This window comes from Saliphagus sp. LR7 (genome assembly GCF_003344565.1).
Taxonomy (GTDB): domain Archaea; phylum Halobacteriota; class Halobacteria; order Halobacteriales; family Natrialbaceae; genus Saliphagus; species Saliphagus infecundisoli.
Genome location: NZ_QPND01000002.1, coordinates 232699 through 257254 on the forward strand (window position 1 = coordinate 232699; position 24556 = coordinate 257254).

The following is a 24556-nucleotide window of genomic DNA, read 5'->3' on the forward strand; positions in this document are numbered from 1 at the left end:
TCGACACTGGATCGCTATATCGATACACTCTCCATCTACATCCTCCCTGTCTCCCGGAAGGGACAGATCGTAGATTCGTCCTTCCGTCTCCGTGGCAAACAGAAGAGCGTACTCGGAGGAATCGGAATCCCACGATTGCTCTATGAGTTCGTTTCCATCGCTATCGATCTCGATGGCCTCCTCGAAGACCGTACTTCCGTCCCGATCAAGCCGAAGCGTAACCGTGACCGGATCATCTCGCCAATTGCCGATGACGATGTTCCCGATTCGAACGGCGGGATCAGAACGAAAGACCGAACACCCCCCCAAGAGCCGAAAGAGCGGCCGTTCCGAGAACGCGTCGGCGAGACGAATGGGGTGTGCCCATGTATCACGATATGAGGGTGAGTTAACATATAATTTCGGATGAGGACCACGACAGGATTCGCGTTCGATCCGGGACCCTGAACGGATCGCTCGGTTACGGCGCCACGTCGGCTGCGAGCCCGAGGACCGACTCCGTCGCCTCCCGGACCGCCGCGAGGTCGTCGGCGGGTGCGTAGACGCCCAGCCGCCAGATCTCGCGGGCGCAGGCGTCGAGGCCGGCGACCAGCGAGGAGCGCTCCTCGAGGCGGGCGAGGTCGCCGTTGGCGACGATCCGGGCGCGGGACTCGGGAGAACTCGGTTCGGAGGGACTGTCCACGATCACCCCGGCGCCATCGACCCCCGCACTGTCGGCGATCTCGCGTTCGATCGCGCGCGTCTGGTCGTAGTCGATCCCGACGAGGTCGTCGGGGACCGCCTCGCGGTCGATCCAGACCGCGCGCTTGTAGAGGTCGCGGTCGCGGATCCGGGCCGCGAGGTCGGCGGTCGGGCCGTACTCCTCGAGGGCGGCGAGCAGTTCGGCGTCGGTGAGGCGGGCGAAGCGCTCGGGGGCGACGGCGCCGTCGGCCAGCAGAGTCTCGCTGGCCCGGTCGAGCATGGCGCCCGCGATCCGGGAGACGTGGTGGCGGTAGACCGTCGCGTTCATCAGCGTCCGGGCGATCAGCGCGCTCTCGGCCGTCGCGACGTCGCCGTCGGCGATCGCGAGCTCGCCATCGACGGTCCGGAGGGCGTAGACCAGCCGGTCGTGGTCGATGGTGCCGTAGGGGACCCCCGTGTGGTGGGCGTCCCGGACGAGGTAGTCCATCCGGTCGACGTCGAGCGCGCCGGAGACGAGTTCTCCGAGCGGGCCCCGGCCGTCGACGCTTTCGGCGACGGCGTCGGGATCGAGGCCCTGTTCCTCGAGAACTCCTCCGAGCTCCGTCTCCGCGAGAAGCCAGCCGATCTCGTCGTGGTGGCGCCCGAGGTGGCGCTCGATGGCGGCCTCGGTCTGGTGGCCGAAGGGACCGTGGCCGACGTCGTGGACGAGGGCGGCGGCCCGCAGGCGGGCGGCGAGGTCGTTGGCGACGTCGAGGCGGTCGGTCGCCCGCGAGGCGAGGTGGTAGACGCCCAGGCTGTGCTCGAAACGTGTGTGGTTCGCCGAGGGGTAGACGAGTTGGACCGTCGAGAGCTGGCGGACGTACCGCAGCCGTTGCATCGCGGGCGTATCGACGAGTGCCTCGGCCAGGGAGCCGAGTTCGATGTAGCCGTGAACGCCGTCCTTGACCGGGGTCATCGGACCTGAGACTCGCGGGAGCGCGGACTTATACTGTCGGATGCGCGCCCGTCGCCGGAGTCGAGGGCGCGGCGGGCTACAGCACGTCCCGGTCGATCTGTCGGTAGGTCGCCTCGAGGCCTCCCGAGTTGTCGACCGCGACGTGGTCGCGTTCGAACGGCGCGAACGCCTCCCGGAGGGCGAGGTGGACCTCGAAGTCGGCGTCGCTTACGTCCTCGCGCTCGGCGATGCGTTCCCGAACGATCTCGGCCGGACAGGTGACGTGGACGAACGCGAGGTCGGCGCCGGTCCCCGACGCGACGTCGGCCACGCGCTCTCTGGCCTCCCGCGAGCCGAAGGTGGCGTCGGCGACGACGTCCCGGCCGGCCTCGAGGTCGGATCGCACGCGCGCGAACAGTTCGTCGTAGGTCGCCGCGCTCTCCTCGGCGGAGTACGTCGGCTCGTCGAACAGCTCCTTGCGGATCTCGTCGCTCCGGTACCGGGTCGCCGCGCTCTCCTCGGCGGCGTACGCCGAGGCCGTCGACTTTCCGACCCCCGGCAACCCACAGAAGACGATCAGCCTTGGACGGGCCACGTCCGGGGATTCGGGTACGCCCACTTAGTCGGATCGGGTTGGGATCGATGGACGAACGGTCGATACGGGGATGTAATACCATCTCTATGGAGGAATCAATAGCCGAATTACAGTGCGTTTATAACGGTGGGGTAACGGTAAGGAGATATGGCACTGACGCCAGACGGTGGCGACGACACCCGGCGACGAGCGTTTCTCAAGGCATCCGGCGGCGCGGCGTTGACGGGCCTGCTGGCCGGCTGTCTGGGCGACGACGGTGGGAACGGGAACGGGAACGGGAACGGAAACGGAAACGGGAACGGGAACGGGAACGGGAACGGCGGGGACGAAAACGAGACCGAGGAGACCGAGACGGAAGAGGAGACGGAAACGGAGGACAACGCGACCGAGGTCAACGAGAGCGAGGACAACGCGACCGGCACGGACGGCAACGAGAGCGACAACGAGACGGGCAATGAAAGCGGGAACGAGAGTGGGAACGAAAGCGACGGAGAGACGACGGGCGAGGTCGAGAGTACGACGGCGCAGTTCATCCTGAATCCCGCGGAGGCCGACGTCGCGATCGAAGAGCAGTACCAGCCGATGTTCGAGTACCTCGAGAGTGAGGTCAACGTCGAGATCGAGTCGACACGCGCCGAGTCGTACACGGCGACGCTCCAGGCGATGCGCAACGACCGGGGAGAGATCGCCGACATCTCCCCCTCGGCGGTCATCGCGGGCGAGGGGGTCGTCGACGTCGTCGGCATCCGGATCGCCTACGGCGCCTCCCAGTACTTCTCGACGATCACGACGATGCCCGACCGGGGAATCAGCGAGCTGGCCGACCTCGAGGGCGAGCAGGTCAATCTCGGCGACATCCTCTCGGTTTCAGGTACGCTCGTTCCGCTGACGATGCTCCAGGACGCGGGACTGGATATCGGGAACGCCCCCGACGGCGACGCGGCCGGCTTCGAGGCGGCGTACTCCGATCACACGACCGCCCGCGAGCAGATGGTCAACCGCGACGACGTGGCGGCCGCGTGTACGGGCGCCTTCTCCTCGGCGCCGTACGTGCCCCAGGAGCAGTTCGACGAGGTCTCCCAGGACTTCGTCGACATCTCCGCGGAGTATGAGGGTGCCGGCGACGCAATCGAGGAAGAGGGCGTCGAGCTCCAACTGCTCGCGGTCTCGGACCCGATCCCGCGCGCGCCGTTGGTGACCCGCAGCAACTGGGATCACCCCGCCAAAGCCGAGATTGAGGAGGCGATCCTCAACGTCACCGAGGAGGACCTGAGCCACGGCGACGACTACGACGGCGAGCCGCTGTGGTTCACCGGCGTCGAGGAAGGGAACGTCGACGACTACCAGATGATATCCGACGTGATGGACCAGCTCGGGCTGGAGTTCGAAGACCTTTCCTGAGCCCCCACAGTATCCTCTCCTACCCCCTCATGAGTCGCATTACGGTCGACGGGCTCACCAAGCACTACGGCGAGACCGTCGCGTTGAACGAGGTCTCCTTCGAGATCCCCGAGGGCGAGTTCGTCATCGTCCTCGGTGTCTCGGGATCGGGGAAGTCGACGCTCTTGCGGTGTATGAACGGGCTGACCCCGATTACCGGCGGCGAGGTCCGCATCGACGGCACGCCCGTGACCCAGCCCCGAGAGGACACGGCCATGATCTTTCAGCAACACAACATCATCGGTCAGCTCAGCGCGTACGGTAACGCGTTGACCGGCTCGCTCAACCGGAACGGATACCTCCGGAGCGTCCTCCAGTTTCAGCCCCGTGAGGACAAGTACCAGGCTCTGGAGGCCTTAGAGACCGTCGGCCTCCTCGACGAGGCCCGCCAGCGCGCCAGCCGGATGTCCGGCGGCCAACAACAGCGCGTCGGGATCGCCCGCGCGCTCGTCCAGAACCCGGACATCCTGCTGGCCGACGAGCCCGTCGCCAGCCTCGATCCGGGAAGCGCCCAGCAGGTGATGGGCTATCTCCGGACCGCCGCCGAGCGCCGCGACCTCACTGCCATCAGCAGCCTCCACCAGGTGAACCTCGCCCGGAAGTTCGGCGAGCGCTTCATCGGGCTCCGGGACGGCCGGAAGGTGTTTGACGGCTACCGCGAGGACGTCACGATGGACGTCATCGACGAGATCTACGGCGACATCGACACCGAAGGATTGTTCGCCCGGACCGACGCCGACAGGGAGGCGACCGCATGAGCGGAGAGGAAGGGACGGCGTCGACTGACGTCGAACGCCAGTACGACCGGATCGTCCGCGGTCGGCGAGTGCGTGCGGTGCTTGCGGGGTTGCTCGTCGTCGTCATCGGCTACTTCTTCGCGAACGCGCTGTACGCAGCCGAGTTACCACAGGCGAACTTGCCCCAGTACGTTGGGGACTTCGTCGGGGCCCTTCAGGACTACTTCCCGTTTCTCGTTCCCCTCGAGGGGTTCCCCTGGATCACGTTCGACCCCTCGGGGTTCGGTGATTACTGGGCGTTCATCCAAGAACGGAACCTCATCTACGATCCCGAGGCGTCGCTGACCGATCCGAGCACCGGCGGCCCGCTGGGGCTGTTCGGCCAGGCCGGTCTCACGCTCTCGATGGGGTTTGCCGGCACGATCCTCGGCTTTCCGCTCGCCTTGCTGTTCGGCGTGCTCGGTTCCGGTCGCGTGACGCCGTTTCCGTTCAACTTCATCTTCCGCGGGACGATGAGCGCGATCCGCGCGATCCCGGCGCTCGTCTGGGCACTGATCTATGTCCCGCTCGGTGGACTCGGGCCGGCGACGGCAACGCTTGCGATCGCCACCGACACCGTCGGGAACCTCGGACGCCTGTTCACCGACGAGTTAGAGGAAGTCGAGGACGGTCCAATCGAGGCGATGCGGACGACCGGCGCGAACAAACCCCAGACGATCACGTTCGGGATGCTCTCGCAGGTGACGACGCCGTTTATCGCCTGGACGCTCTACATCTTCGAGATCAACGTTCGCATCGCGGTGACTCTGGGCATCATCGGCGGCGGCGGACTCGGACGGATCCTCAGCGTCCAGCAGGGGCTGTTCGCCTTTACCAACATGATGGCGACCATCCTCGTCATCCTGGTCCTCATCGTCTCCGTCGAGATGTTCTCCCAGCGGCTTCGCTCGTATCTGCGCGCGGATGACGAGCCGATGGGGCTGTGGGAACTTATCACCGGCTTCCCCCAGCGGATGGCCGACGCCCTGCTGAAGTGACGTCGGGGCGTTCGGCGGACGAGGGAGGTTCTTCGGATGCCACTGGGTGCCGCCCCGGCGCCGCGGGTTTAAGTACGAAGAGGGGACCAGCGGGCCCATGCTCGAGGAGACGATCCAGGTGCTCGCGGGCGACTGTACCGTCGTCGCCGACGGCGCCGACCGCGAGGAACACCGCGGGCGGATGACCGCCGTCGTCAAACCCGACAACACCGTGCTCGTCCACGACGGCGAGAGCTACCAGCCCGTCGCGTGGCTCACGCGGGCCGACAGCGTCTCGACGACGAGCGGCCCGCCCGAGGGGTTCACGCTGGTCGCCCACAAGGACGAGATGACCCTGCGACTCGCGGCCCACGAGCGCGACGGCTTCGGCCAGTATCCCGTCTCGACCGCCGGGACGCCGGTCGGGCGCTGTCCCGACTGCGCCGGCGCGCTCGTCCGCGCTGACGGCGTTTCCTGTGTCGGCTGTGGCGAGCGCTACGGCGTCCCCGACGACGCGACCGTCCGCGACGACCGCTGTTCGTGTGGCCTGCCCCGGATGCGCGTCGAACGGGGGTACGCCTTCGACGTCTGTCTCGACCGCGACTGTGAGTCCCTCGACGCGGCCGTCCGGCGGGCGTTCGACCGCGAGTGGGACTGTCCCGACTGCGGGGGCGACCTCCGGATCCTCCGCCGGGGCGGCTTGCTCGCGGGCTGTGAACGGTATGCCGACTGCGAAACCGGCTTCGTCGTCCCCGCGGGCGTCGTAGACGGGGAGTGCCCGTGTGGCCTGCCGGCGTTCGAGACCGAGAGCGGGCGGCGCTGTCTCGACTCGACCTGCGAGCGGGTGGCGGCCCCCGCAGCCGGCGACTGATAGGGACGGATGTGACTGTGTCGCGATCGATCGAACGGCCGGGTTGCGATCGCCGGTGCACTGACTCACATCCGACCCTATGATCGCAGTCCCTTTGTGGCGAGCGAATCACTCGGGAGTATGGAACTCGAGGGTCGCTTCGACGGGGAGGTCGTCCGGGTCGCTGGCGACGCCCGCCAGCGGTTTCACGACGCCAGCGGCTACGGCTACCCCCTCGAGGGCAACGAGATCGCCCTCGCGCCCGTCGAGGCCGCCCACCTCCTCTTTCGCGAGCGGATCGGGGTCGTCGCCGACGGCGAACGCCTCGACTTCCGGTCATTTCTGGCCCGCGAACCCGCCGAGGACTTCGTCGTCCGCTATCTCGTCTACGCCGACCTCCGCTCGCGGGGCTTCTATCTCTCGCCCGCCCGCGAACCCTGGATCGAGGAGCCGCCCGACGCCGACTTCGCGGTCTTTCCCCGCGGGAACGGTCCCGGCGACGGCGAGGTCGAGTACGCCGTCCGGGCGGTCGGCGAGCGTGCTTCTCTCCCTGCCGGGGAACTCGCCGAGGGCGTGCTCGCGGTCGTCGACGAGGAAAGCGAGATCACCTACTTCGAGCGCGCCCGGCTCGAGCCCTCGGGAACGAGCGGGATCGACCTCCCTCGGGGAGTCGAGGCCGACCTTCTGGAGGACCGCGTCGTCGTCTGGAACCCGCCCCGAGAGCTGTACGAACGCGGCTTTTATGGCCAGCCCCTTGAGGGGCGGGACTACGACCGGCCGACGTTGCAGTGTTCGCTCGTCGAGGCCGCCTTCCTCGCCGATCGGGGGACGATCGATCTCTCGACGGAGGCGGTGGTCGATCGCGGGCGGGCCGTCGAGGGCGAGCGCTTCGACCGCCGGCTCGCGGTCTACGGCGCGCTCCGCGAGGCGGGGACCGTCCCGAAGACGGGCTACAAGTTCGGTGCGGACTTCCGGACCTATGCGGACGTCGAGAGCGTCGAGGAGTTGGGCCACTCCGAGCTGCTCGTCCGGGTGCTGCCCGCCGACCACGTCTTCGAACCCAGGGACCTCGCGCTCGACGTTCGGCTGGCCCACGGCGTCCGGAAGACGATGTCGTTCGCGCTCGTCGGGGAGGGAATCGACTGGTGGTCGCTCGAGCGGCTGACGCCCTGAGCTCGGGGCGGAAAACGAAGGTTTTTGCGGCTCACGGCGCCAGTACCGACAATCAATGACGGGCGATACCGAAGGCGGGCGGGGGGGCGACGGCGGTGTGGCCGGCGATGCCGACGGTGCCGACGGAGCCGAGGGGGCCGACGAGGTGGCGCTCGATCCGTGGGGCTCCTCGGCGGTCGGCGACTACCGCGAACTCTTCTCGGAGTTCGGCATTGAGGAGTTCGAGGGAATCCTTCCCCGGGTGCCGGACCCTCACTACCTGATGCGCCGGGGCGTGATCTTCGGCCATCGCGACTACCGCCCGGTCGCCCGCGCGATGGACGAGGGCGACCCCTTCGCCGTGCTCTCTGGTTTCATGCCGACCGGGGATCCCCACATCGGTCACAAGCTCGTGTTCGACGAGATCATCTGGCACCAGGCCCAGGGCGGGGACGCCTACGCGCTGATCGCCGATCTGGAAGCGAACTCCGCGCGGGGGATGTCCTGGGACGAGATCGACGAACACGCCCGGAACTACTTGCTCTCCTTGCTCGCGCTCGGGTTCGATCCCGAGGAGGGGACGCTCTACCGCCAGTCGGAAAACCGCGAGGTCCAGGACCTTGCGTTCGAACTCGGCGCGGAGGCCAACTTCTCGGAGTTCCAGTCGATCTACGGCTTCGACGGCGAGACCGACGTCTCGCACATGCAGTCGGTCGTCACCCAGATGGCCGACATCCTCTACCCCCAACTCGAGGAGCCAAAACCCACCGTGATCCCGGTCGGTCCCGACCAGGACCCCCACGTCCGACTCGCGCGCGATCTGGCCGCCCGAACGCGGTATTTCGGGGTTCGGACGGCGTACGCGAGCTTCGAGGCGACCGACGACGAACTCGCCTCCCTCCGGGAGGCCTACGAGGCCCGCGAGGCCTACGCCGAGGACGCAGACCAGCCCCGCTGTGAGGAGGCCGCCGAGTGGCTCGCAACCGAGGAGACCGCCGCCGAGGGAGCGATCGAGAAGCTCGAGAACGCCGGCATGGAGCCCCTGCGTCCGCGCACCCGGTTCGTCGATCGCCGGGCGACCGACGACGCCTTCGAGGCGCTGATCGAAGCCGTCGAGGGCGAAAAGCGGGTGTTCGAGGCCCACGTCGACGCCTTCGAGGTGAACCTGGCGGAAGCCGAGGAACTCGCCCGGGAGGTCGAGGTCGCCCACGGCGGCCACGGCTTTCTCCCGCCGTCGTCGATCTACCACCGGTTCATGACCGGCCTCACGGGCGGGAAGATGTCGTCGTCGATCCCCGCCTCCCACATCTCCCTGCTCGACGACCCCGAGGAGGGCTACGAGAAGGTCAAATCGGCGACCACGGGCGGGCGCGAGACCGCCGACCTCCAGCGCGAACTCGGCGGGAGAGCCGACGAGTGTCCCGTCTACGAACTCTACGCGTATCTGCTCGCGGGCGACGACGACGAGTTCGCCACCGAGGTCTACGAGGAGTGCGTCGGCGGCGAGCGCCTCTGTGGCGACTGCAAGGAACAGGCCGCCCGACTCATGGAGGAGTTCCTCGAAGAGCACCAGGAGAAACGCGCGGAAGTCGAGGGACTACTCGAGGAGGCGGAGATCGAACTCGAGTCGTCCCGTCGATGACGCCGGAACCGTCGCCTTTACTCGCGACCTTCCCGGAGGGTCGGCCATGACCGACAGCGAGGCGTTCCCGGAGTTCGAGGTGATCCCCGCGGTCGACGTCGAGGGCGGCGAGGTCGTCCAGTTAGTGGGCGGCGAGCGCGACACCGGAAAACGGTACGGAGAGCCCGTCGAGGCCGCGCGGAAGTGGGTCGAGGCCGGCGCCTCGACCCTTCACCTGGTCGACCTCGACGGCGCATTCGAGGGCGAACGCGCGAACGCCGGAGCGATCGAGGCGATCGTCGAGAGCGTGGACGTCCCGGTCCAACTGGGCGGCGGCATCCGGACGGCCGAGGAGGCGATCGGCCTGCTGGAAGCGGGAGTCGATCGGGTGATTCTCGGGACCGCCGCGGTCGAGAACCCCGAGATCGTTCGGGAGATAAGCGAGGTCCACCCGGGGAGCGTCGTCGTGAGCCTCGACGCGAAAGAGGGCGAGGTCGTCGTCGACGGCTGGACCGAGGGAACCGGGCTCGAGCCGGCCGACGCCGCCGGCCGGTACGAGGACCTCGGCGCGGGCGCGATCCTCTTTACGAACGTCGACGTCGAGGGCCGCCTCGAGGGCGTCCGGACCGATCCCGTCGCCGAGCTGGCCGACGCGGTCGGAATTCCGGTGATCGCGAGCGGCGGCGTCGCGACGGTCGAGGACGTCCGCGCGCTGCGGAAGGCCGGCGCCGCCGCGGTCGTCGTCGGGAGCGCCCTCTACGAGGGTCGCTTTACGCTCGCGGAGGCCGCCGCCGCGCTCGAGTGACCGTCGCCTCCGTCGTCGCGCCGACCACCGGGCCCGACCGGCAACCGTGGGGTGACGCGTGCGGCGTCGCGACGAGCCGGCGGCGAGACGCGGCGCGATCCCGTGCGAGGGGCGAGCGAGCGACCGCGGAGCGAGCGAGTTGGCTGGGGAGGCCGTGGGTCCCCTTAGATGCCCGTGCGAGGGCGGGTGCTCGCTGTTAGCGGTCGGATCACCAGCAGATCAGTCGCCGTTAGCGGTCGACTCACCGGCAAGCCGGTCGTCGTGAGCGGTCGGGTCGGCGTGGTTCGAGCGCCGACCGCGAGCCGTCGGGATGAAAAGACAGTTGCCACCTCGTCGCCAACACGGCACAAATGCGCCTCGCCGTCCCCAACAAGGGTCGCCTCCACGAGCCGACGATCGACCTCCTCGAGCGGGCGGGCCTCCACGTCGAGAACGGCGCCGACCGGAAGCTCTACGCCGAGACCGTCGATCCCGACGTCACCCTGCTGTTCGTCCGGGCCGCCGACATTCCCGAGTACATCGCCGACGGCGCCGCGGACCTCGGGATCACGGGTCTGGATCAGGTCCGGGAGTCGGGCCACGATCTCGCCGACCTGCTCGACCTCGAGTTCGGGCGCTGCCGGCTGGTGCTTGCGGTTCCCGAGGACGGCGACGTCGCCTCCGTGAAGGATCTCGCCGGGAAGACCGTCGCGACGGAGTTCCCGACGATCACGCGGGAGTTCTTCGCCGAGACCGGCGTGGATCCCTCGATCGTCGAGGTGACGGGCGCGACCGAGCTCACCCCCCACGTCGAGATGGCCGACGCGATCGTCGACATCACGAGCACGGGGACGACGCTGAAGGTCAACCGACTGCAAGTGATCGAGGAAGTGCTCTCGAGTTCGGTCCGGCTGTTCGCCCGTGAGGACGTCCGAGAGGAGCCGAAGGTGCGAGAGATCAGAACCGCGCTCTCCTCGGTGCTTTCTGCGGACGGCAAACGCTATCTGATGATGAACGTGCCCGAGGACCGCCTTGAGGACGTCCGCGAGGTGATTCCGGGTCTCGGTGGTCCCACAGTAATGGACATCGCCGACGGGGACGGAACGGTCGCGGTCCACGCCGTCGTCTCCGAGCGGGACGTCTTCGAGACGATCACCGAGGTCAAAAAGCGTGGGGCGAGCGGGATCCTCGTGACCGAGATCGAACGGCTCGTCGAGTGATCAGGTCGGGGCGCCCCCGAGCAGGGTGAGGACGTTGACGACGACCAGTCCGACGAGAAAGGCGACCGTGTAGTAGATCACCGCGACGAGGGCGGTCAGCCTGTGGCTCAGGTCGTAGACGACGTGGATCGCGACGTAGGCGACGGCGACCGTGACCGCCGCGGTGATCGCCGGGCCGGCCCGCTGGAGGGCAAGCGAGAAGACGCCCAGCAGCGGCGCGACCGTAAACGCCCGGCGTACGGGGACGTCCCCGAGGACGTACCGCGCCGCGATGTGGAGGGTGACGCCGTAGAACAGCGTCGCGAGGAGGACGGTCCCGAGGTAGGCGATCGGCCCGCCGGCCGCGGGATCTATCTGTGCGACGACCATGCTCGGCGTTCGACCTCCCCGGCTTTGTGCCTGCCGGAGTCCGATTACTCGAGCAGTCCGAGGTCCTCGAGCCGGGAGACGATCTTGTCGACGGCGTGTTCGGCGTCGACGGGCTTCTTGCCGCCGGTGATGACGAGCTTGCCCGAGCCAAAGAGGAGGGCGACGACCTCGGGGTCGTCGAGGCGGTAGACGAGGCCGGGGAACTGTTCTGGCTCGTACTCGATGTTTTCGAGCCCGAGCCCGATCGCGATCGCGTTCAGGTTGAGGTTCCGACCGAGGTCGGCCGAGGTGACGATGTTCTGGACGACGATCTCGGGATCGTCGTTGACCTGAATCTGGAGGTCACGGAGCTTGTCGAAGACGATCCGGAGGCTCTCGTGGACGTCGTCGGTCGATTTCGCGCCGGTACAGACGATCTTCCCCGACCGGAAGATCAGGGCGGCGGATTTCGGTTCCTGGGTTCGGTAGACGAGGCCGGGGAACTGTTCGGGGTCGTAGTCGGCCCCCTCGAGGTCCATCGCGACGCTCTGGAGGTCGAGTTCCTGCCCGATACCCGTCGACGCGACCACGTTCTCGATGTTGATGGTGTCCTTCGGATCCGTCATCAGTCGCTTAAAAGGACGTATTTAAGGTTTATAAAGGTTGGTGCCGCGGCCCGATGCGAAACCGATAGGGCCGTAGACGGCCGAGGGAGGCCGTGTACCTCCTCGAGCTCGCCGGCGAGGACGACGGCTTCGCCCGCCGGGAGGCCGAAAGCGCCGCCGCCGGTGTCGAGGAGTTCGCCCCGGGACTTGCGATCGCGGGCGGGCTCGTACCCGACCGAATCGCCGGGCTCGCCTACACCCGACGGGCGAGCGAGCTGATCGGACACACCGATGCCAACGTCGAGAGCGCGCGGGCGCTGCTCGCAGCGGGCGCGCCCGACCGGGAGGGAAGCGTCGCGGTCCGCGCGCGGGACGTCCGGGGGACGGCCGGGATCAGCACGGAGGAGGCCGAGCGGGTGCTCGGAACCTGCCTCGTCGATCGGGGGTTCGCGGTCGATCTCGACGATCCGGACCACGTCCTCCGGGCGGTCTTTTCGGGCGAGGTCTGTGCGCTCGGGTGGCTCGCGGGCGAGAGCGTCCGGGACTTCGGCTCGCGGGCACCTACGGGGAAGCCCTTTTTCCAGCCCGGAAGCATGGACCCCCTGCTCGCGCGGGCGGTCGCGAACGTCGCGGGCGCGGGTCCGGGCGCTATCGTGGTGGACCCGATGTGTGGTACCGGCGGGATCCTCGTGGAGGCCGGCCTCGTCGGGAGCGACGTCGTCGGGATCGATGCCCAGGCGAAGATGGTCCGCGGTTCGAGGGAGAACCTCGCACACTACCTCGCGAGGGGGGTCGCGGACGGATCGCCGCTCGGCGAGCCGGGTACGTTCGCCGTCGCCCGCGGCGACGCGACCCGGCTTCCGCTGGCGGACGGCGCCGCAGACGGCGTCGTCTTCGACGCGCCGTACGGCCGCCAGTCGAAGATAGCGCGCCACCGATTGGCGGACCTCGTGGCGGGCGCGCTGGCGGAGGCCCGTCGCGTCGCCGACCGGGCGGTCGTCGTCGGCGACCGCTCGTGGGCGGACGCGGCGAGGGGGGCCGGATGGGCGGTCGAGTCGGCGTTCGAGCGGCGGGTCCACCGATCGCTGGACCGGCACGTGCTCGTTCTGAAGTGATCACTCGAGGGTCTCGTAGGCCCGTTCTCGCAGCCGCTCGCCCTCCTCGCTCTCGACGGCGAGGTCGGGAACCGGGACGGGCGAGCCCTCGGCGTCGATGGCGACGAAGACGAACGACGAGCGGGTCGTGAGTTCGGTCTCGCCGGTGGTGGGCTCCTCGCGCCAGGCTCTGAGCGCGACGTGGGCGCTCGTCCGGCCGGCCTCGTAGACGTAGCCCTCGACGAGGGCGGTGTCGCCGATGAGGATCGGCTGCTCGAAGTCGAGTTCGTTGACGCGGGCGGTCACACAGGTCTCGCCGGCAAAGCGCATCGCCGACATCGCCGACACCTCGTCGAGCCACTTCATCAGGTTGCCGCCGTGGAGGGTCTCGTAGTTGTTCGCGTGGTGGGGCTGGACGCGAAACCGGTTTCGGATGCGGGTCTCTTCGAGCGTGGGCATGGACTCCCTGGACGGGCGAGGGGCATAACGCTCCCGCTCGCGTCCGAAACGGTGTCGAGGCCGGCGGTCAGCGCACCGTCAGCACCGGCACCGGCGAGTTCCGGACGACCTGTTCGGCCGTCGAGCCGACGATCATCTCCGATATCGACTGGCGGCCGTGGGTCCCCATCACGATCTGGTCGAACCCGTGTTCGCCGGCGTACTCCGCGATCACGTCGCTGGGCGTGCCCTGTATGACGTCCGTCTCTAGTTCGTAGCCCTCCCGGACTGCCCGCTCTCTTGCCTCTTCGAGGACCGCCTCGGCCTCGTCGGAGTCGGGGACGTCGTCGGTCCCGCCGCCGAAGGCGCTCGCGTCGTAGGTGGTCGGATCGACCTCGGCGACGTACAGTGCGACCAGCTCGTCGCCGCCGTAGCGGGAGACGGCCAGATCGAGGGCCGTCTCCGCCGCGGGCGATCCGTCGTACGCCAGAAGGATGCGCATCGCCGGACGTTCGGGGCTCCGGTGTGTGAACTACCCCACTCTACCGCTCGCCTTTCGGCTCGCGCGTGAGGGTGGGGCTTCCTGTTTCAACCGACCCGCCGCCGGAGGCAACGGAGGCAGTCCCCGCGAGCCCCCGAACCGATGAAATTTATACAGTGCCTGTCGTACGGAGGTCGATGGCTACGATCGCGGAGTTCCACGTGAGCGCGGAGGATACTGCCCTGGGTGAGTCCTTCGAGCGGTGTCCCGACCTCACGTGCGAACTCGAGCGCGTCGTCGAATCGGCCTGGCCGGGCGTCTGGCTCGCCGGCGCCGACGACGACGAGATCGCGGCCGCCCTCGAGGCGGACCCGACCGTCGAGGAGTTCGAACGGGTCTCGGGCGACGACGACCGAACGCTGTACGAACTCGAGTTCGCCGAGGCGGTCTGTTCGGTCGTCGAGATGGTGCTCGACGAGGGCGGGACGCTCGTCAGCGCGAAGGCCGAAAACGGCCGGTGGGCGGTCCGGATGCGGTTTCGGGACCGCGAGCAGCTCCGGACGGTGTACGAACGCCTCCGCGAGCACGGGGTCGACGTCGAGATCGGCCATCTCTCGGAGCTCACCGACTCCTCCTGGGAGGAGATCGGTCTGACCGCCCAGCAGTACGACTCGCTGGTCGCCGCGATCAGACGCGGCTACTTCGAGATCCCCCGGAAGGTCTCGATGCAGGAGCTCGCCGAGGAGCTCGAGATCTCCCACCAGGCGCTCTCCGAGCGGCTCCGGCGGGCCTACGGCACCCTAGCGCGGGCCGAACTCGACATGCCCTTCGAGCTCGAGCCCGAGGCAGATGGCGAGGGGAGCGGCGAAGTGGCGGCGGATCGTGTCGAAAACGACTGATGGGGTCGGTTACACGGATTTCTCGTTCGGTCGCACCAGCGTGTTGCCGCCGATAGTGCACTGACCCGTAACCGACCCACGACGCCCGTCCGGAACCGCAACGCTCAATGTGGGTTCGCGAGTAGCCGGCGCTACGACCGGGCGATGGGGCCCGCCCGACGCAACCGCCAACGGCTGACGGCCCCCGTATCACTCGGATGGCCCGTCACCCTCTCGCCCGACTCGAGACGGTCGCCCTGGTCGCCATCGGCGGGTTCGCCGGGGCGAACCTCCGTTTTCTGGTCGCCGGCTTCCTCCCCGAAACCGTGGCGGTCCTCGTGGTCAACGTCGTCGGGAGCTTCCTGCTGGGATTCCTCGTCTACGAGGCCCGGTACACGGGGATCGTCGATCCAACCGCTCGCGTGGTCTTCACGACGGGGGTACTCTCGTCGCTGACGACCTACAGCACGTTCGCGCTCCAGGCCGCCCTCGCGGCGCGCCCGCTCGGAGTCGCCGCCGTCGTCACCGGCAACTACGGCCTCGGCTTCGCGGGGGTCCTCGTCGGCCGAACCGTCGCCGCCGCCGTTCGCAATCGGAGGGCGAGAGCGTGATCGGGCTCGAGCCAGCCCACCTCGTCGGGATCGGTGGCGCCGTCGGCGCCGTCGCTCGCCACGCCGTCTATCTCCGCCTGGCGAGCGATCCCGACGACGGACTCCCGCTCTCGACGCTCGCGGTCAACGTCGCCGGCAGCTTCGTCCTCGGGCTCGTCGCGTTCGCTGGCGCGGGGGAGTCGGCGATGCAGTTCCTCGGGATCGGCGTCTGTGGCTCGTTCACGACGTTCTCGTCGTTTTCCGTCGAAACCGTCCGGCTCTGGGAAGCGAGCGAGCGACGCCTCGCGCTCGTCTCGGCGGCCGGGAACCTGGTGTGTGCGCTTTCGGCGATCGGTCTCGCCCGGCTGGTCGCGACCGCGCTGTTCTGACCGTCACCCGCCGACACACATCCGACACGACTTTGCCGGGTCGCGGGGAAGGAGATAGCGATGCTGGACCGGAGCTCCCTTCGCGAACGCCCCGAGGTCGTCGCCGAGGCCATCGCAAACCGCGGGGCTGACGTCGATCTCGAGGCGATCCTCGAACTGGACGAGCAGTGGCGCGACCGGAAGGCGCGGGGGGACAGCCTGCGACACGACCGAAACGAGGTGAGCTCCCGGATCGGCCGGCTGAAAGGCGAGGGCCGCGAGGAGGAGGCCGAGGAGGCGATCGAACGCTCGCAGTCGCTGAAAGCCGAGATCGAGACGGTCGAGCGAGAGGCCGCCGAACTCGCCGAGGAGTTAGAGGAGGCGATGCTCGAACTCCCCCAGATCCCCGACGAGAGCGTTCCCGTCGGCGAGAGCGAGGACGAAAACGTCGAGCGCCGCCGGTGGGGGTTCGACGATCTCCGAAAACTCCCCGAGGAAGTCGTCCCCCACTACGACCTCGGCGAAGAGTTGAATATCATCGACGAGGCCCGGGGTGCGAAGACGAGCGGGGCGGGCTTTTACTTCATGAAGGGCGAGGGCGCACGACTGGAACACGCCTTGATCCAGTTCATGCTCTCGGTCCACCGCGAGCAGGGCTATCTCGACGTCGTTCCCCCGGTGCCAGTCAACAGCGAGTCGATGCGAGGCACCGGCCAGTTCCCGAAGTTCGTCGAGGACGCCTACCGGCTCGGCGGGGCGAACGACGAACCGTACGACGACGACGACCTCTGGCTGTGTCCGACCGCCGAGGTCCCCGTCACCAACATGTACGCCGACGACATCCTCCTGGGCGAGGACCTCCCGCTGAAACACCAGGCGTACTCGCCGAACTTTCGCCGGGAGGCCGGCGAACACGGCACCGAAACGCGGGGAATCGTCCGGGTTCACCAGTTCAACAAGGTCGAACTGGTGAACTTCGTCGAACCGGATGAGAGCTACGACCGTCTCGAGGGACTTCTGGGAGAAGCCGAGGAGGTCCTCCGGCGGCTGGGGCTTCCCTACCGGATTCTCGAGCTCTGTACCGGCGACCTCACCTTTGCGAGCGCGAAGACGTACGACATCGAGGTCTGGGCGCCCGGCGACGATCTTGAGGACGGTCCCGATGAGGGCGGCCGGTGGCTCGAGGTCTCCTCGGCGTCGAACTTCGAGGCGTTCCAGGCCCGGCGGGCGGGAATTCGGTATCGGCCGGAACACCACGAGTCGGCCGACTACCTCCACACTCTCAATGCGTCGGGGCTCGCGCTCCCGCGCGTGGTGGTGGCGATCCTCGAGTACTACCAGAACCCGGATGGCACCGTGACGGTTCCCGACCCCCTGCGGGAGTACATGGGCACCGACCGGATCGAGGGCCACGAGGCCGTCGGCGAGAGTGCACTCGGCGAGGGCGAATGAACCCGACGACGGGTCTTCGGTGACCCGCTATCGGGTGTAGGTCTCGAGCGCCACGAGCCGCCCCTCCCGAGCCGAGAAGACGTCGGCGAACCCGAAGACGGACTCGCCGTCGCCGTCGAGGAGTTCGCCGCGGACGACCGCCTGGCCGTCGGCGACGATCACCTCTTCGAGCCGGTGGCTCGTGTCGGTCATCGGGCGGTCCTCGTGCATGAACCGGACGAACGACTCCCGGCCCTCGATCGTGCGGTCGGGGCGGCGCTGGACGAACCCGGGCGCGAGCAGCGCCTCGAGATCGCCGTACGCTCCTGCGTCGATCGCGCGGTAGTACTCTCGAACCGCCGATTCGACCCTTTCGCCGGCCGCCCCGTCCGTCTCGTCCGCCGACCCGGTCATAGCCCTGCTTGGTCGTCGGGGTACAGAAGGGCTGTGGCCGGTGTCAGGCCGGGTACAAAAACCCGTTTCGGCGAACCGTTTAGTAGCCCTGCGTCGAACCCCTTCTATGGCAGTCGATGACACAGGCCGGCTCGTCGAGGTCGGTCCGGCCGACGACCTCGCAGACTCGGGCCGGGAACTCGTCTCGGCGGGAGGCACCGCCATCGCCGTCTTCCACCACGAGGGGGAGTTCCGGGCGGTCGACAACCGCTGTCCGCACATGGGATTTCCCCTCTCGGAGGGCAGCGTCGAGGACGGCTTGCTGACCTGTCACTGGCACCACGCGCGGTTCGAACTCGCCTGTGGCGACACGTTCGACCCCTGGGCCGACGACGTCCCGACCTACCCCGTCGAACGCCGCGAGGGGATGGTGTACGTCGATCCGAACCCGCCCCGCGAGCGCCCGCCGGCCAAGCGGTGGGCCGACCGCCTCGAAACCGGCCTGGAGGAGAACCTCCGGCTCGTGATCGCGAAGTCGTCGATCGGACTGCTCGATGCGGGCGTCGACTACCGCGATCCGATGGCCACGACTCTCCGCTTTGGCACCCGCTACCGGGAACCGGGATGGAGTTCCGGGCTCACGATCCTCGGCTGTCTCGGGAACGTAATGGGGGACCTAACCCTCGAGGACCGCAAACGCGCCCTCTACACGGGCGCGCGCCACGTCGCGAGCGACTGTGCGGGCGAGGCGCCGAATTTCGACCAGCCCGCGCTACGGACGACCGAGACCGGGTTCGACCGGCTGAAGACCTGGTTCCGGGACTGTATCGAGGTTCGCGATCGGGACGGCGCCGAACGCTGTCTACGGACGGCGGTCGCGGCGGGCTACGGGACCGACCGGCTCGCGGAACTCGTCGTCGCCGCCGCGACCGACCACCCCTATCTCAGCACCGGCCACGTCCTCGACTTCGCGAACAAGGCCTTCGAGTCCATCGAACGCGTCGGTGACGAGCACGCCGCGGACGCGCTGGCGAGTCTCGTTCCCCCGCTCGCGACCGCCGACCGAAGCGACGAGCGCTCGGCGTGGCGCCGTCCGGTTGACCTCGTCGCCCTTCTGGAGGACGTCTACGGGGGGGACGTCGGCGCGACGGACGGGCTCGACGAACTCGTCGCCGCGGGCGAGGGCGAGGTGTGGGAGCCGACTGCCGAGTTCCGGGAGACGCTCCTGGGAGAGGACCCGGACGCGATCGTCGACGCGCTCGCCGGCGCCGTCCGCGGGGGCGCCTCGAGTACGGCCCTCGCGGACGCGGTCGTCGATGCGGCCACAAAGCGGGTCGCGCAGTTTGGGACGGCAAACGAGTTCTCCGACTGGAACACCGTCCACCACACGTTCACCTACGCGAACGCCGTCCGTGGCTTTGCCGGCCGGACCGACGCGATCGAAACCTACAGAGGGGTGTTCGACGCCGCGATCAACGTCTACCTCGATCGCTTCCTGAACACTCCGCCCGCGCCGATCCCCGAACTCGGGGAGAACGACACCGGGCGCGATCCCGAAGCGGTGCTTTCGGATCTCGAGGAGACGTTCGACCGCGAGGGGGAGGTCAACGAGGCCGGCAGGCTTGTCTGCGAGTTCGAGGACTGTGGGGGCGACCCCGCCGACCTGCGGCGGAGCCTCGGTGGAGCGCTCCTCCGGAAGGACGCCGGCTTCCACACGATCCAGAACGTCGAGGCCGCGTTCGCGACCGCCGGCCGCGCGGACGGGGACCGCGAGCGCGTTCCGCTGGTTGCGACGGCACGATACATGGCAGCACACTTCCCGACTCGCCGGGAAGCCGAGCAGACGTTCACGATCGCGAGTCGCCTGAACCGCGGCGAGAGCATCCATGACGGCTGAATTACGCGGTTCGTGCCACGAAATCGTCCGATCGCGGCGCACGGTATTAAAAGGGCCCCCGACAGTCGCAAGGGATACGGTATGGATTATGGAACCCGTATAGACGGTCTCGACGGTGCGAACGTCATGCTTAATTTACCTTCAGCCGAATTAACCGCTGTTCATTTTCGTGTTTAAACGGGCAATAATCGGAGTAGAGGCATCGAAGGCGGTGAAATCGATCGAATTAGCTGGAGCGTCGAGACCGTTTATATCCATCCCCCTTCGTAGCGGTGACCGAATGCGACGCAACCTAACGCGACGTGAGTGGCTTACCGCAGCGGGCAGCGCATCACTTCTCGGCTTCGCCGGAATGGCACAGGCTGACACGACTGTCTCGGACGTACCCGTCGTCGCGAGCGCGGATCGACCGACGATGGGCACCGACAGCTCCAACCCGACCGCGACCGTCTACGGCAACTTCAAGTGTCCGGTCACGCAGGGGTTCGTCCTCGAGAACCTCCAGACCATCATCGATGAGTTCGTCGAGACCGGCCAGCTCAACATCGAGTTCGCGAACCTGGCCTATAATCCCGGCAGCACGTCCTCGTACTACATCTCGAGCAGCGACCCGCGGCTGGCCGCGTTCGGCCGCGCCCTCTGGAACGAGCAGCCCGGGACCTACTGGTCGTTCTTCGACGAGATGTTCATCGATCCGGTGTCAGGATACCTTGCGTACGACGACATCGCCGACGAGGCCAGCGCCCGGGGCGTCTCGAACGCCGACGCCATCGCAAATGCCGCCAGCCAGTACGAGTCGGCACCCGATGCAGTCTCCCAGGCCGCCGCTTCCGACGGCGTCTCGTGGATCCCGACGATGGAGCTTGCCGGCGACATTACCTCGCCCCACCACAGCACTGAGGGAGTCATCAACTGGATCGACGCGCGCGTCGACGAGGCTCCCTCGGGGACGACGGACGAAGAGCCGGCCGAAGAAGCGGACACGTCCGACGAGGCCAACCAGGAGGACACGTCCGACGAGCCGGATCAGTCCGACGAGTCGGAGTCGACTGACGAGAGCACCGACGACTCCGGCAGCGAATCGAGCGACGGATCCGACGACTCCGGCAGTTCCGGCGACACCGAGGAACCCGCCGAGGAGACCGGCTCCGAGGACATGTCCGGTGACGACTCCGAGAGCGGTTCGGACGGTAGTTCGGACGACTCCGAGAGCGGTTCGGACGGTAGTTCGGACGACTCCGGTAGCTCGGACGGCTCGAGCGGTTCCGACGACTCCGAAAGCGAACCCGAAGAAGAGTCCGAACCCGAGCCGGAACCCGAACCCGAGCCGGAACCCGAAGAAGAGGAGGAGCCCGAACAGACGAGCGACACCGACGACGCCGAAACCGGCGGGAGCTGCGTCATCGGCGAGGGCGTCCTGTAGACGCCGCTGAACGCGACCCAACGACCACGAGACTTTTCTTTCGACGCCGCCGACCGATAGCGTGGAGTGTCACGCCTACTACGAGGGCGACGACGACCCCGAGAAGTGTACGGCGCGTCGCCTCGAGCGCTTCGAGATCGTTACCCTCCATCGGTCGATGGGTCGGGTGCCCTACGGCGTCGTCCTGAACCCCCACGCCGAGCGGGCGCTGTCGCCGGCCGACGCCGCAGATCGGCTCGTCGCGCTGGACTGCTCGTGGGAGTCCGCCGGGGAAGCCGCCTTCGCGATGGACGGCGTTCATCGGGCGCTTCCCTTCCTGGTCGCGGCGAACCCGATCAACTTCGGCCGGCCGTTCCGACTGACGACCGTCGAGGCGCTGGCGGGCGCTCTCAGGATCCTCGGCGAGGACGACCACGCGACGCGAGTGCTCGAGCCGTTCCGGTGGGGGGAGACGTTCCTCGAACTCAACGAGGAACCCCTGGATCGGTACGCCGCGTGTGCGGACTCGACGGAGGTCGTCGCCGTCCAGTCCGAGTATTTGGAGTAGCCCGAATCACAAGCGTTACGTACGCGAACGCCGACCTCGGGACATGGCCAAGTTCGACGCCGCCGAGAAACGGAACTTAGAGAAGCAGATCTGTATGCGGTGTAACGCCCGAAATCCACAGCGAGCGGAAAGCTGTCGGAAGTGTGGCTACGGCAACCTCCGTGTGAAGGCCAAAGAGCCCCGCAACGCCTGACCTCTCTCAGTCGTCGTATTTCGGCTCCCGTTTTTCCGCCCGTCCCAGCGCCGTCTCGACGACGTCACGGACGTCGCCGTGGAAGGCGCCGCCGTGGCCAGCGTACATGTGTTCGACGCCCGGTGGCATCCGCTCGAGGAGGCGCTCGATGCTCTCGATAAGCGTCTCCCGGGACTGGCCCTCCATGTCCGTCCGTCCGAAGCTCCCGTAGTCGAAGGCGCCGTCGTCGTGGACGACGACGTCCCCGCTGTACAGCGTCGTCTCCGAAACGAGGGAGACGTGGTCGTCGGCGTGGCCAGGGGTGTAGACGACTTCGAAGGTCTCATCGCCGATCTCGACGCGGTCCCCGTCGTCGATCGCCCGTGTCCGTCGAGGATGGTCGGCGTAGGCGACGACCTCCACCGGGTCGAACGCCTCGCAGACCGCGTCGAGTTCCGCGACGTGGTCGCCGTGCTGGTGGGTGAGGACGACGGCCGCGAGGTCGTCCACCCGGCCGGCGATCACCTCCTCGACGCCCGCCATCGAGCCGGCGTCGACGAGCGTCGGCCGCCCGCCGGTCGCGAGATAGGCGTTGCAGGTGAACGTCTCGGCGCCCTCGGTGACGTTGTAGACCGCCATACGGACCCCCTCTCGGGCCGACGACAAAACGGTGTCGCGGCTCGTGTCAACTGAAACATAGCCGCCACAGCCTTTTTTCCGCTGGAGGGCGTACACGGGCCCGTATGGGATTTGGAAGCTACGACGAGTCCGAACAACAGGACATCGACGCGGACTTCGACGACGAGGACGCCGTCGAGTCCGAGGAAAACGGCCACACAGGCTCGTTGGAGTTCGATAACGGGGCCTCGAACGACGAACTGCTCGACAAGCTAGAGAGCATCAAAGACGAGGACTGATGGTGAAACCCGGCGCGCGAGCGCTGGGGATCGCCGAATCGGCCCACGGGGACCGGAGCACCTTTGCCGGAGCGGTGGTCCGAGCCGACCGGGTCGTCGACGGGTTCGCCTTCCGGTCGTGTCCGGTCGGCGGCCGCCACGCGACCGACGCCGTCGGGGCACTCGTCGACGACCTCGCCCGCGAGGACGTCCGTTATCTGTTTCTGGGCGCGATCGCACCCGCCTGGTACGATTTCCTCGATCTCGAGGCGATCACCTCGACCGCCGATCGCCCGACGATCGCGGTCACGTTCGAGGAAAGCGAGGGGCTCGAGCCCTCGCTCCGGGAGGCGTTTTCGGGCGCGGAACTCGAGGAGCGCCTCGACGCCTACCGGTCGCTGCCGCCCCGGCACGAGCGGCGGGTCAACGGCGAGCGGGTGTACGTTCGGTCGGTCGGGATCGACGACGAGGAGGCCGGTGGAGTCGTCGAGGCCTACACCCCGACCGGCGGGCGACCGGAACCCCTTCGGGTGGCCCGGCTTGCCGCGCGGGCCGGCGACGCCTACCGGCTGCGAGGGAAGGAAAACGGGTAGTAGGACGGCGCCGGAACGCGAGGTATGGACGCAGACGACCGCGAGCGGATGGACGGCCTCACGGTGCCCGCCTGCGAGCGCTGTCCCGAACTGGTCGAGTCGCGAAGCCGGATCGTCGACGGAACGGGACCGGACGACGCGGACCTGCTGTTCGTCGGCGAGGGTCCCGGCCAGCGAGAGGACGAGCGCGGAGAGCCGTTCGTCGGCCGGAGCGGGTCGGTACTCGACGACGAACTCCGGAGCGTCGGGCTCGAGCGCGAGTCGGTCCGGATCACGAACTGCGTGCGGTGTCGACCGCCCGAGAACCGCGATCCGACGGCCGAGGAACTCGAGCACTGTCGGGGCTACCTCGAAGTCGAGATCGAACGCGTCGACCCCGAGGTGATCGTCACGCTCGGGAAGGTGCCCGGCGAGCACCTGCTCGGCCGGTCGGTGTCGGTCACGAACGAGTCGGGAAGCGTCGAGGAGGTCCGGATCGGGGACCGCCCCCGGCGCGTACTGATCTGCCTGCATCCCGCGGCGACGCTGTACGACCGGAGCCAGGAGGAGACCTTTGCGGAGGCGATCGAAACGGCGGCCGACCTCGTGGGCGGCGGTTCCTCGGGCGGTCAGTCCCGTTTAGGGGAGTATTAACGGGAGCGGAAGGCACTTGCCGGCCCGGGGAGTAGCCTCCGCCATGAGCATGCAGACGGACGCCCGGCGGGCGAGCGGGGCGGCGGCCTCGGTGGTCGTCGTCGACTACGGCCTGGGGAACCTCCGGAGCGTCACCCGCGGGTTGGAGCGGGCGGGCGCCGAAGTGGAGATCACCGACGATCCGGACGCCTTCGGCGAGGCCGACGGCGTCGTCCTTCCCGGCGTCGGCGCCTTCCGGGAGGGCGTCGAGAACGCCGACCCGATCCGGGAGCACCTGCTCGCGGTCGCCGAAAGCGACACGCCTCTCTTTGGCATCTGTCTGGGGATGCAGATGCTGCTGTCGGGCAGCGAGGAAGGCGAGGACGACGCCGAGGGCGCCGCGAGCGCCGGCCTCGACCTGATCCCCGGGACGAACCTCCGGTTCGACCAGGGCCAGAAGGTGCCACACATGGGCTGGAACGAGCTCAGCGTCGAGCGCGACCACCCGCTCGTCGAGGGCGTTAGTGGCGAGTACGCCTACTTCGTCCACTCCTACTACGCGGTGCCCGACGACGAGCGGGCGGTCGTCGCGACGACCGACTACGGCCTCGAGTTCCCCGCGATAATCGCCGACGACTCCGGAACCGTCTTCGGCACCCAGTTTCATCCCGAGAAGAGCGGCGAGACCGGGTTGACGATCCTCCGGAACTTCGTCGGTCTCTGCGGGGAGTGAGAGGGAAACGCGTATTGGCTCCCGGGC

At 68.0% G+C, this 24556-nt stretch carries 29 protein-coding genes and 1 riboswitch; of the genes, 21 read left to right on the plus strand and 8 right to left on the minus strand.

The window, feature by feature from the left end; all coding sequences use genetic code 11:
• Window positions 1–460: 460 nt before the first annotated feature.
• Entirely contained in the window at window positions 461–1636 is a 1176-nt protein-coding gene (locus tag DVH23_RS03775; RefSeq protein ID WP_114576105.1) for an HD domain-containing protein, read from the minus strand.
• Between the two features lie 76 nt (window positions 1637–1712).
• On the minus strand, window positions 1713–2210 hold the full coding sequence (locus tag DVH23_RS03780) for an AAA family ATPase (RefSeq protein ID WP_114576106.1): 498 nt from the start codon (window positions 2208–2210) through the stop codon (window positions 1713–1715).
• 147 nt (window positions 2211–2357) lie between these two features.
• Here DVH23_RS03780 and DVH23_RS03785 point away from each other — a divergent pair, with 147 nt between their 5' ends.
• The 8 genes from DVH23_RS03785 to hisG all read left to right on the plus strand — a co-directional run bounded on the left by DVH23_RS03785 (window position 2358) and on the right by hisG (window position 11030).
• Window positions 2358–3611, plus strand: a complete 1254-nt coding sequence (locus DVH23_RS03785) for a substrate-binding domain-containing protein (protein WP_232833692.1) — start codon at window positions 2358–2360, stop codon at window positions 3609–3611.
• Between the two features lie 29 nt (window positions 3612–3640).
• Entirely contained in the window at window positions 3641–4408 is a 768-nt protein-coding gene (locus tag DVH23_RS03790) for a phosphonate ABC transporter ATP-binding protein (protein WP_114576107.1), read from the plus strand.
• Window positions 4405–5424, plus strand: coding sequence for a phosphonate ABC transporter, permease protein PhnE (phnE, locus tag DVH23_RS03795; protein ID WP_114576108.1), 1020 nt, complete (start codon window positions 4405–4407; stop codon window positions 5422–5424). Before DVH23_RS03790 ends, phnE begins: the two co-directional genes overlap by 4 nt.
• A 97-nt stretch (window positions 5425–5521) precedes the next feature.
• Window positions 5522–6274, plus strand: coding sequence for a DUF91 domain-containing protein (locus tag DVH23_RS03800; RefSeq protein ID WP_114576109.1), 753 nt, complete (start codon window positions 5522–5524; stop codon window positions 6272–6274).
• Between the two features lie 120 nt (window positions 6275–6394).
• On the plus strand, window positions 6395–7426 hold the full coding sequence (endA, locus tag DVH23_RS03805) for a tRNA-intron lyase (protein ID WP_114576110.1): 1032 nt from the start codon (window positions 6395–6397) through the stop codon (window positions 7424–7426).
• A gap of 55 nt (window positions 7427–7481) precedes the next feature.
• Entirely contained in the window at window positions 7482–9047 is a 1566-nt protein-coding gene (locus tag DVH23_RS03810; protein WP_114576111.1) for a tryptophan--tRNA ligase, read from the plus strand.
• A gap of 46 nt (window positions 9048–9093) precedes the next feature.
• Window positions 9094–9831, plus strand: coding sequence for a 1-(5-phosphoribosyl)-5-[(5-phosphoribosylamino)methylideneamino]imidazole-4-carboxamide isomerase (gene hisA / locus DVH23_RS03815; protein WP_114576112.1), 738 nt, complete (start codon window positions 9094–9096; stop codon window positions 9829–9831).
• A gap of 350 nt (window positions 9832–10181) precedes the next feature.
• Window positions 10182–11030 (plus strand): ATP phosphoribosyltransferase, encoded by an 849-nt coding sequence (gene hisG / locus DVH23_RS03820; RefSeq protein WP_114576113.1) that lies wholly within the window; start codon window positions 10182–10184, stop codon window positions 11028–11030.
• On the opposite strand, the gene DVH23_RS03825 is transcribed toward hisG, so the two are convergent.
• Both DVH23_RS03825 and DVH23_RS03830 read right to left on the minus strand, forming a co-directional pair.
• Window positions 11031–11399, minus strand: a complete 369-nt coding sequence (locus tag DVH23_RS03825; protein WP_114576114.1) for a hypothetical protein — start codon at window positions 11397–11399, stop codon at window positions 11031–11033.
• Window positions 11400–11443: 44 nt separating this feature from the next.
• Window positions 11444–12004 (minus strand): TATA-box-binding protein, encoded by a 561-nt coding sequence (locus tag DVH23_RS03830; protein WP_114576115.1) that lies wholly within the window; start codon window positions 12002–12004, stop codon window positions 11444–11446.
• A 92-nt stretch (window positions 12005–12096) separates the two neighbouring features.
• On the opposite strand from DVH23_RS03830, the gene DVH23_RS03835 reads away from it, so the two are divergent.
• Window positions 12097–13098, plus strand: a complete 1002-nt coding sequence (locus tag DVH23_RS03835; protein ID WP_114576116.1) for a methyltransferase domain-containing protein — start codon at window positions 12097–12099, stop codon at window positions 13096–13098.
• Here DVH23_RS03835 and DVH23_RS03840 read toward each other — a convergent pair whose 3' ends face one another.
• Together DVH23_RS03840 and DVH23_RS03845 are read right to left on the minus strand one after the other, a co-directional pair.
• Complete coding sequence (locus DVH23_RS03840; RefSeq protein ID WP_114576117.1) at window positions 13099–13536, minus strand: acyl-CoA thioesterase; 438 nt, start codon at window positions 13534–13536, stop codon at window positions 13099–13101. It lies immediately after the preceding gene.
• A gap of 67 nt (window positions 13537–13603) precedes the next feature.
• Window positions 13604–14017 carry a universal stress protein gene (locus DVH23_RS03845; protein WP_114576118.1) on the minus strand — a complete coding sequence of 138 codons (414 nt, stop codon included), beginning with the start codon at window positions 14015–14017 and terminating at the stop codon, window positions 13604–13606.
• Between the two features lie 176 nt (window positions 14018–14193).
• Between DVH23_RS03845 and DVH23_RS03850 the strand changes: the two genes are divergently transcribed.
• The 4 genes from DVH23_RS03850 to serS all read left to right on the plus strand — a co-directional run bounded on the left by DVH23_RS03850 (window position 14194) and on the right by serS (window position 17284).
• Window positions 14194–14895: a helix-turn-helix domain-containing protein gene (locus DVH23_RS03850; RefSeq protein ID WP_114576119.1), complete on the plus strand. Its 702-nt coding sequence runs from the start codon at window positions 14194–14196 to the stop codon at window positions 14893–14895.
• A gap of 131 nt (window positions 14896–15026) precedes the next feature.
• Window positions 15027–15089, plus strand: a riboswitch (Fluoride riboswitch).
• 3 nt (window positions 15090–15092) lie between these two features.
• Window positions 15093–15485, plus strand: a complete 393-nt coding sequence (locus DVH23_RS03855) for a CrcB family protein (protein ID WP_114576120.1) — start codon at window positions 15093–15095, stop codon at window positions 15483–15485.
• A complete protein-coding gene (gene crcB, locus DVH23_RS03860) occupies window positions 15485–15853 on the plus strand; it encodes a fluoride efflux transporter CrcB (protein ID WP_114576321.1) in 369 nt (122 codons plus the stop codon). The genes DVH23_RS03855 and crcB overlap by 1 nt, the downstream gene beginning before the upstream one ends.
• Window positions 15854–15913: 60 nt before the next feature.
• Window positions 15914–17284, plus strand: coding sequence for a serine--tRNA ligase (gene serS / locus DVH23_RS03865; protein WP_114576121.1), 1371 nt, complete (start codon window positions 15914–15916; stop codon window positions 17282–17284).
• A 27-nt stretch (window positions 17285–17311) separates the two neighbouring features.
• On the opposite strand, the gene DVH23_RS03870 is transcribed toward serS, so the two are convergent.
• Entirely contained in the window at window positions 17312–17677 is a 366-nt protein-coding gene (locus DVH23_RS03870) for a nuclear transport factor 2 family protein (protein WP_114576122.1), read from the minus strand.
• 106 nt (window positions 17678–17783) lie between these two features.
• Between DVH23_RS03870 and DVH23_RS03875 the strand changes: the two genes are divergently transcribed.
• From DVH23_RS03875 to DVH23_RS03890, 4 genes are all read left to right on the plus strand, one after another.
• Window positions 17784–19553, plus strand: a complete 1770-nt coding sequence (locus DVH23_RS03875; protein ID WP_114576123.1) for a Rieske 2Fe-2S domain-containing protein — start codon at window positions 17784–17786, stop codon at window positions 19551–19553.
• A gap of 280 nt (window positions 19554–19833) precedes the next feature.
• Window positions 19834–20976 carry a thioredoxin domain-containing protein gene (locus DVH23_RS03880; protein ID WP_157972316.1) on the plus strand — a complete coding sequence of 381 codons (1143 nt, stop codon included), beginning with the start codon at window positions 19834–19836 and terminating at the stop codon, window positions 20974–20976.
• Between the two features lie 61 nt (window positions 20977–21037).
• Window positions 21038–21523, plus strand: coding sequence for a DUF367 family protein (locus DVH23_RS03885; RefSeq protein WP_114576125.1), 486 nt, complete (start codon window positions 21038–21040; stop codon window positions 21521–21523).
• A gap of 43 nt (window positions 21524–21566) precedes the next feature.
• Window positions 21567–21716: a 50S ribosomal protein L40e gene (locus tag DVH23_RS03890; protein ID WP_114576126.1), complete on the plus strand. Its 150-nt coding sequence runs from the start codon at window positions 21567–21569 to the stop codon at window positions 21714–21716.
• 6 nt (window positions 21717–21722) lie between these two features.
• Here the strand turns inward: DVH23_RS03890 and DVH23_RS03895 are convergent, their stop codons facing one another.
• Window positions 21723–22334 (minus strand): MBL fold metallo-hydrolase, encoded by a 612-nt coding sequence (locus DVH23_RS03895; RefSeq protein WP_114576127.1) that lies wholly within the window; start codon window positions 22332–22334, stop codon window positions 21723–21725.
• Between the two features lie 104 nt (window positions 22335–22438).
• On the opposite strand from DVH23_RS03895, the gene DVH23_RS03900 reads away from it, so the two are divergent.
• From DVH23_RS03900 to hisH, 4 genes are read left to right on the plus strand one after another with little or no spacing between them, the layout of a single operon-like run.
• On the plus strand, window positions 22439–22612 hold the full coding sequence (locus DVH23_RS03900; RefSeq protein ID WP_114576128.1) for a DUF5786 family protein: 174 nt from the start codon (window positions 22439–22441) through the stop codon (window positions 22610–22612).
• 2 nt (window positions 22613–22614) lie between these two features.
• On the plus strand, window positions 22615–23184 hold the full coding sequence (locus DVH23_RS03905; RefSeq protein ID WP_114576322.1) for a DUF99 family protein: 570 nt from the start codon (window positions 22615–22617) through the stop codon (window positions 23182–23184).
• A gap of 24 nt (window positions 23185–23208) precedes the next feature.
• Window positions 23209–23817, plus strand: coding sequence for a uracil-DNA glycosylase family protein (locus DVH23_RS03910; RefSeq protein ID WP_114576129.1), 609 nt, complete (start codon window positions 23209–23211; stop codon window positions 23815–23817).
• Between the two features lie 49 nt (window positions 23818–23866).
• A complete protein-coding gene (hisH, locus tag DVH23_RS03915; protein ID WP_114576130.1) occupies window positions 23867–24529 on the plus strand; it encodes an imidazole glycerol phosphate synthase subunit HisH in 663 nt (220 codons plus the stop codon).
• The last annotated feature ends 27 nt before the right edge of the window (window positions 24530–24556 follow it).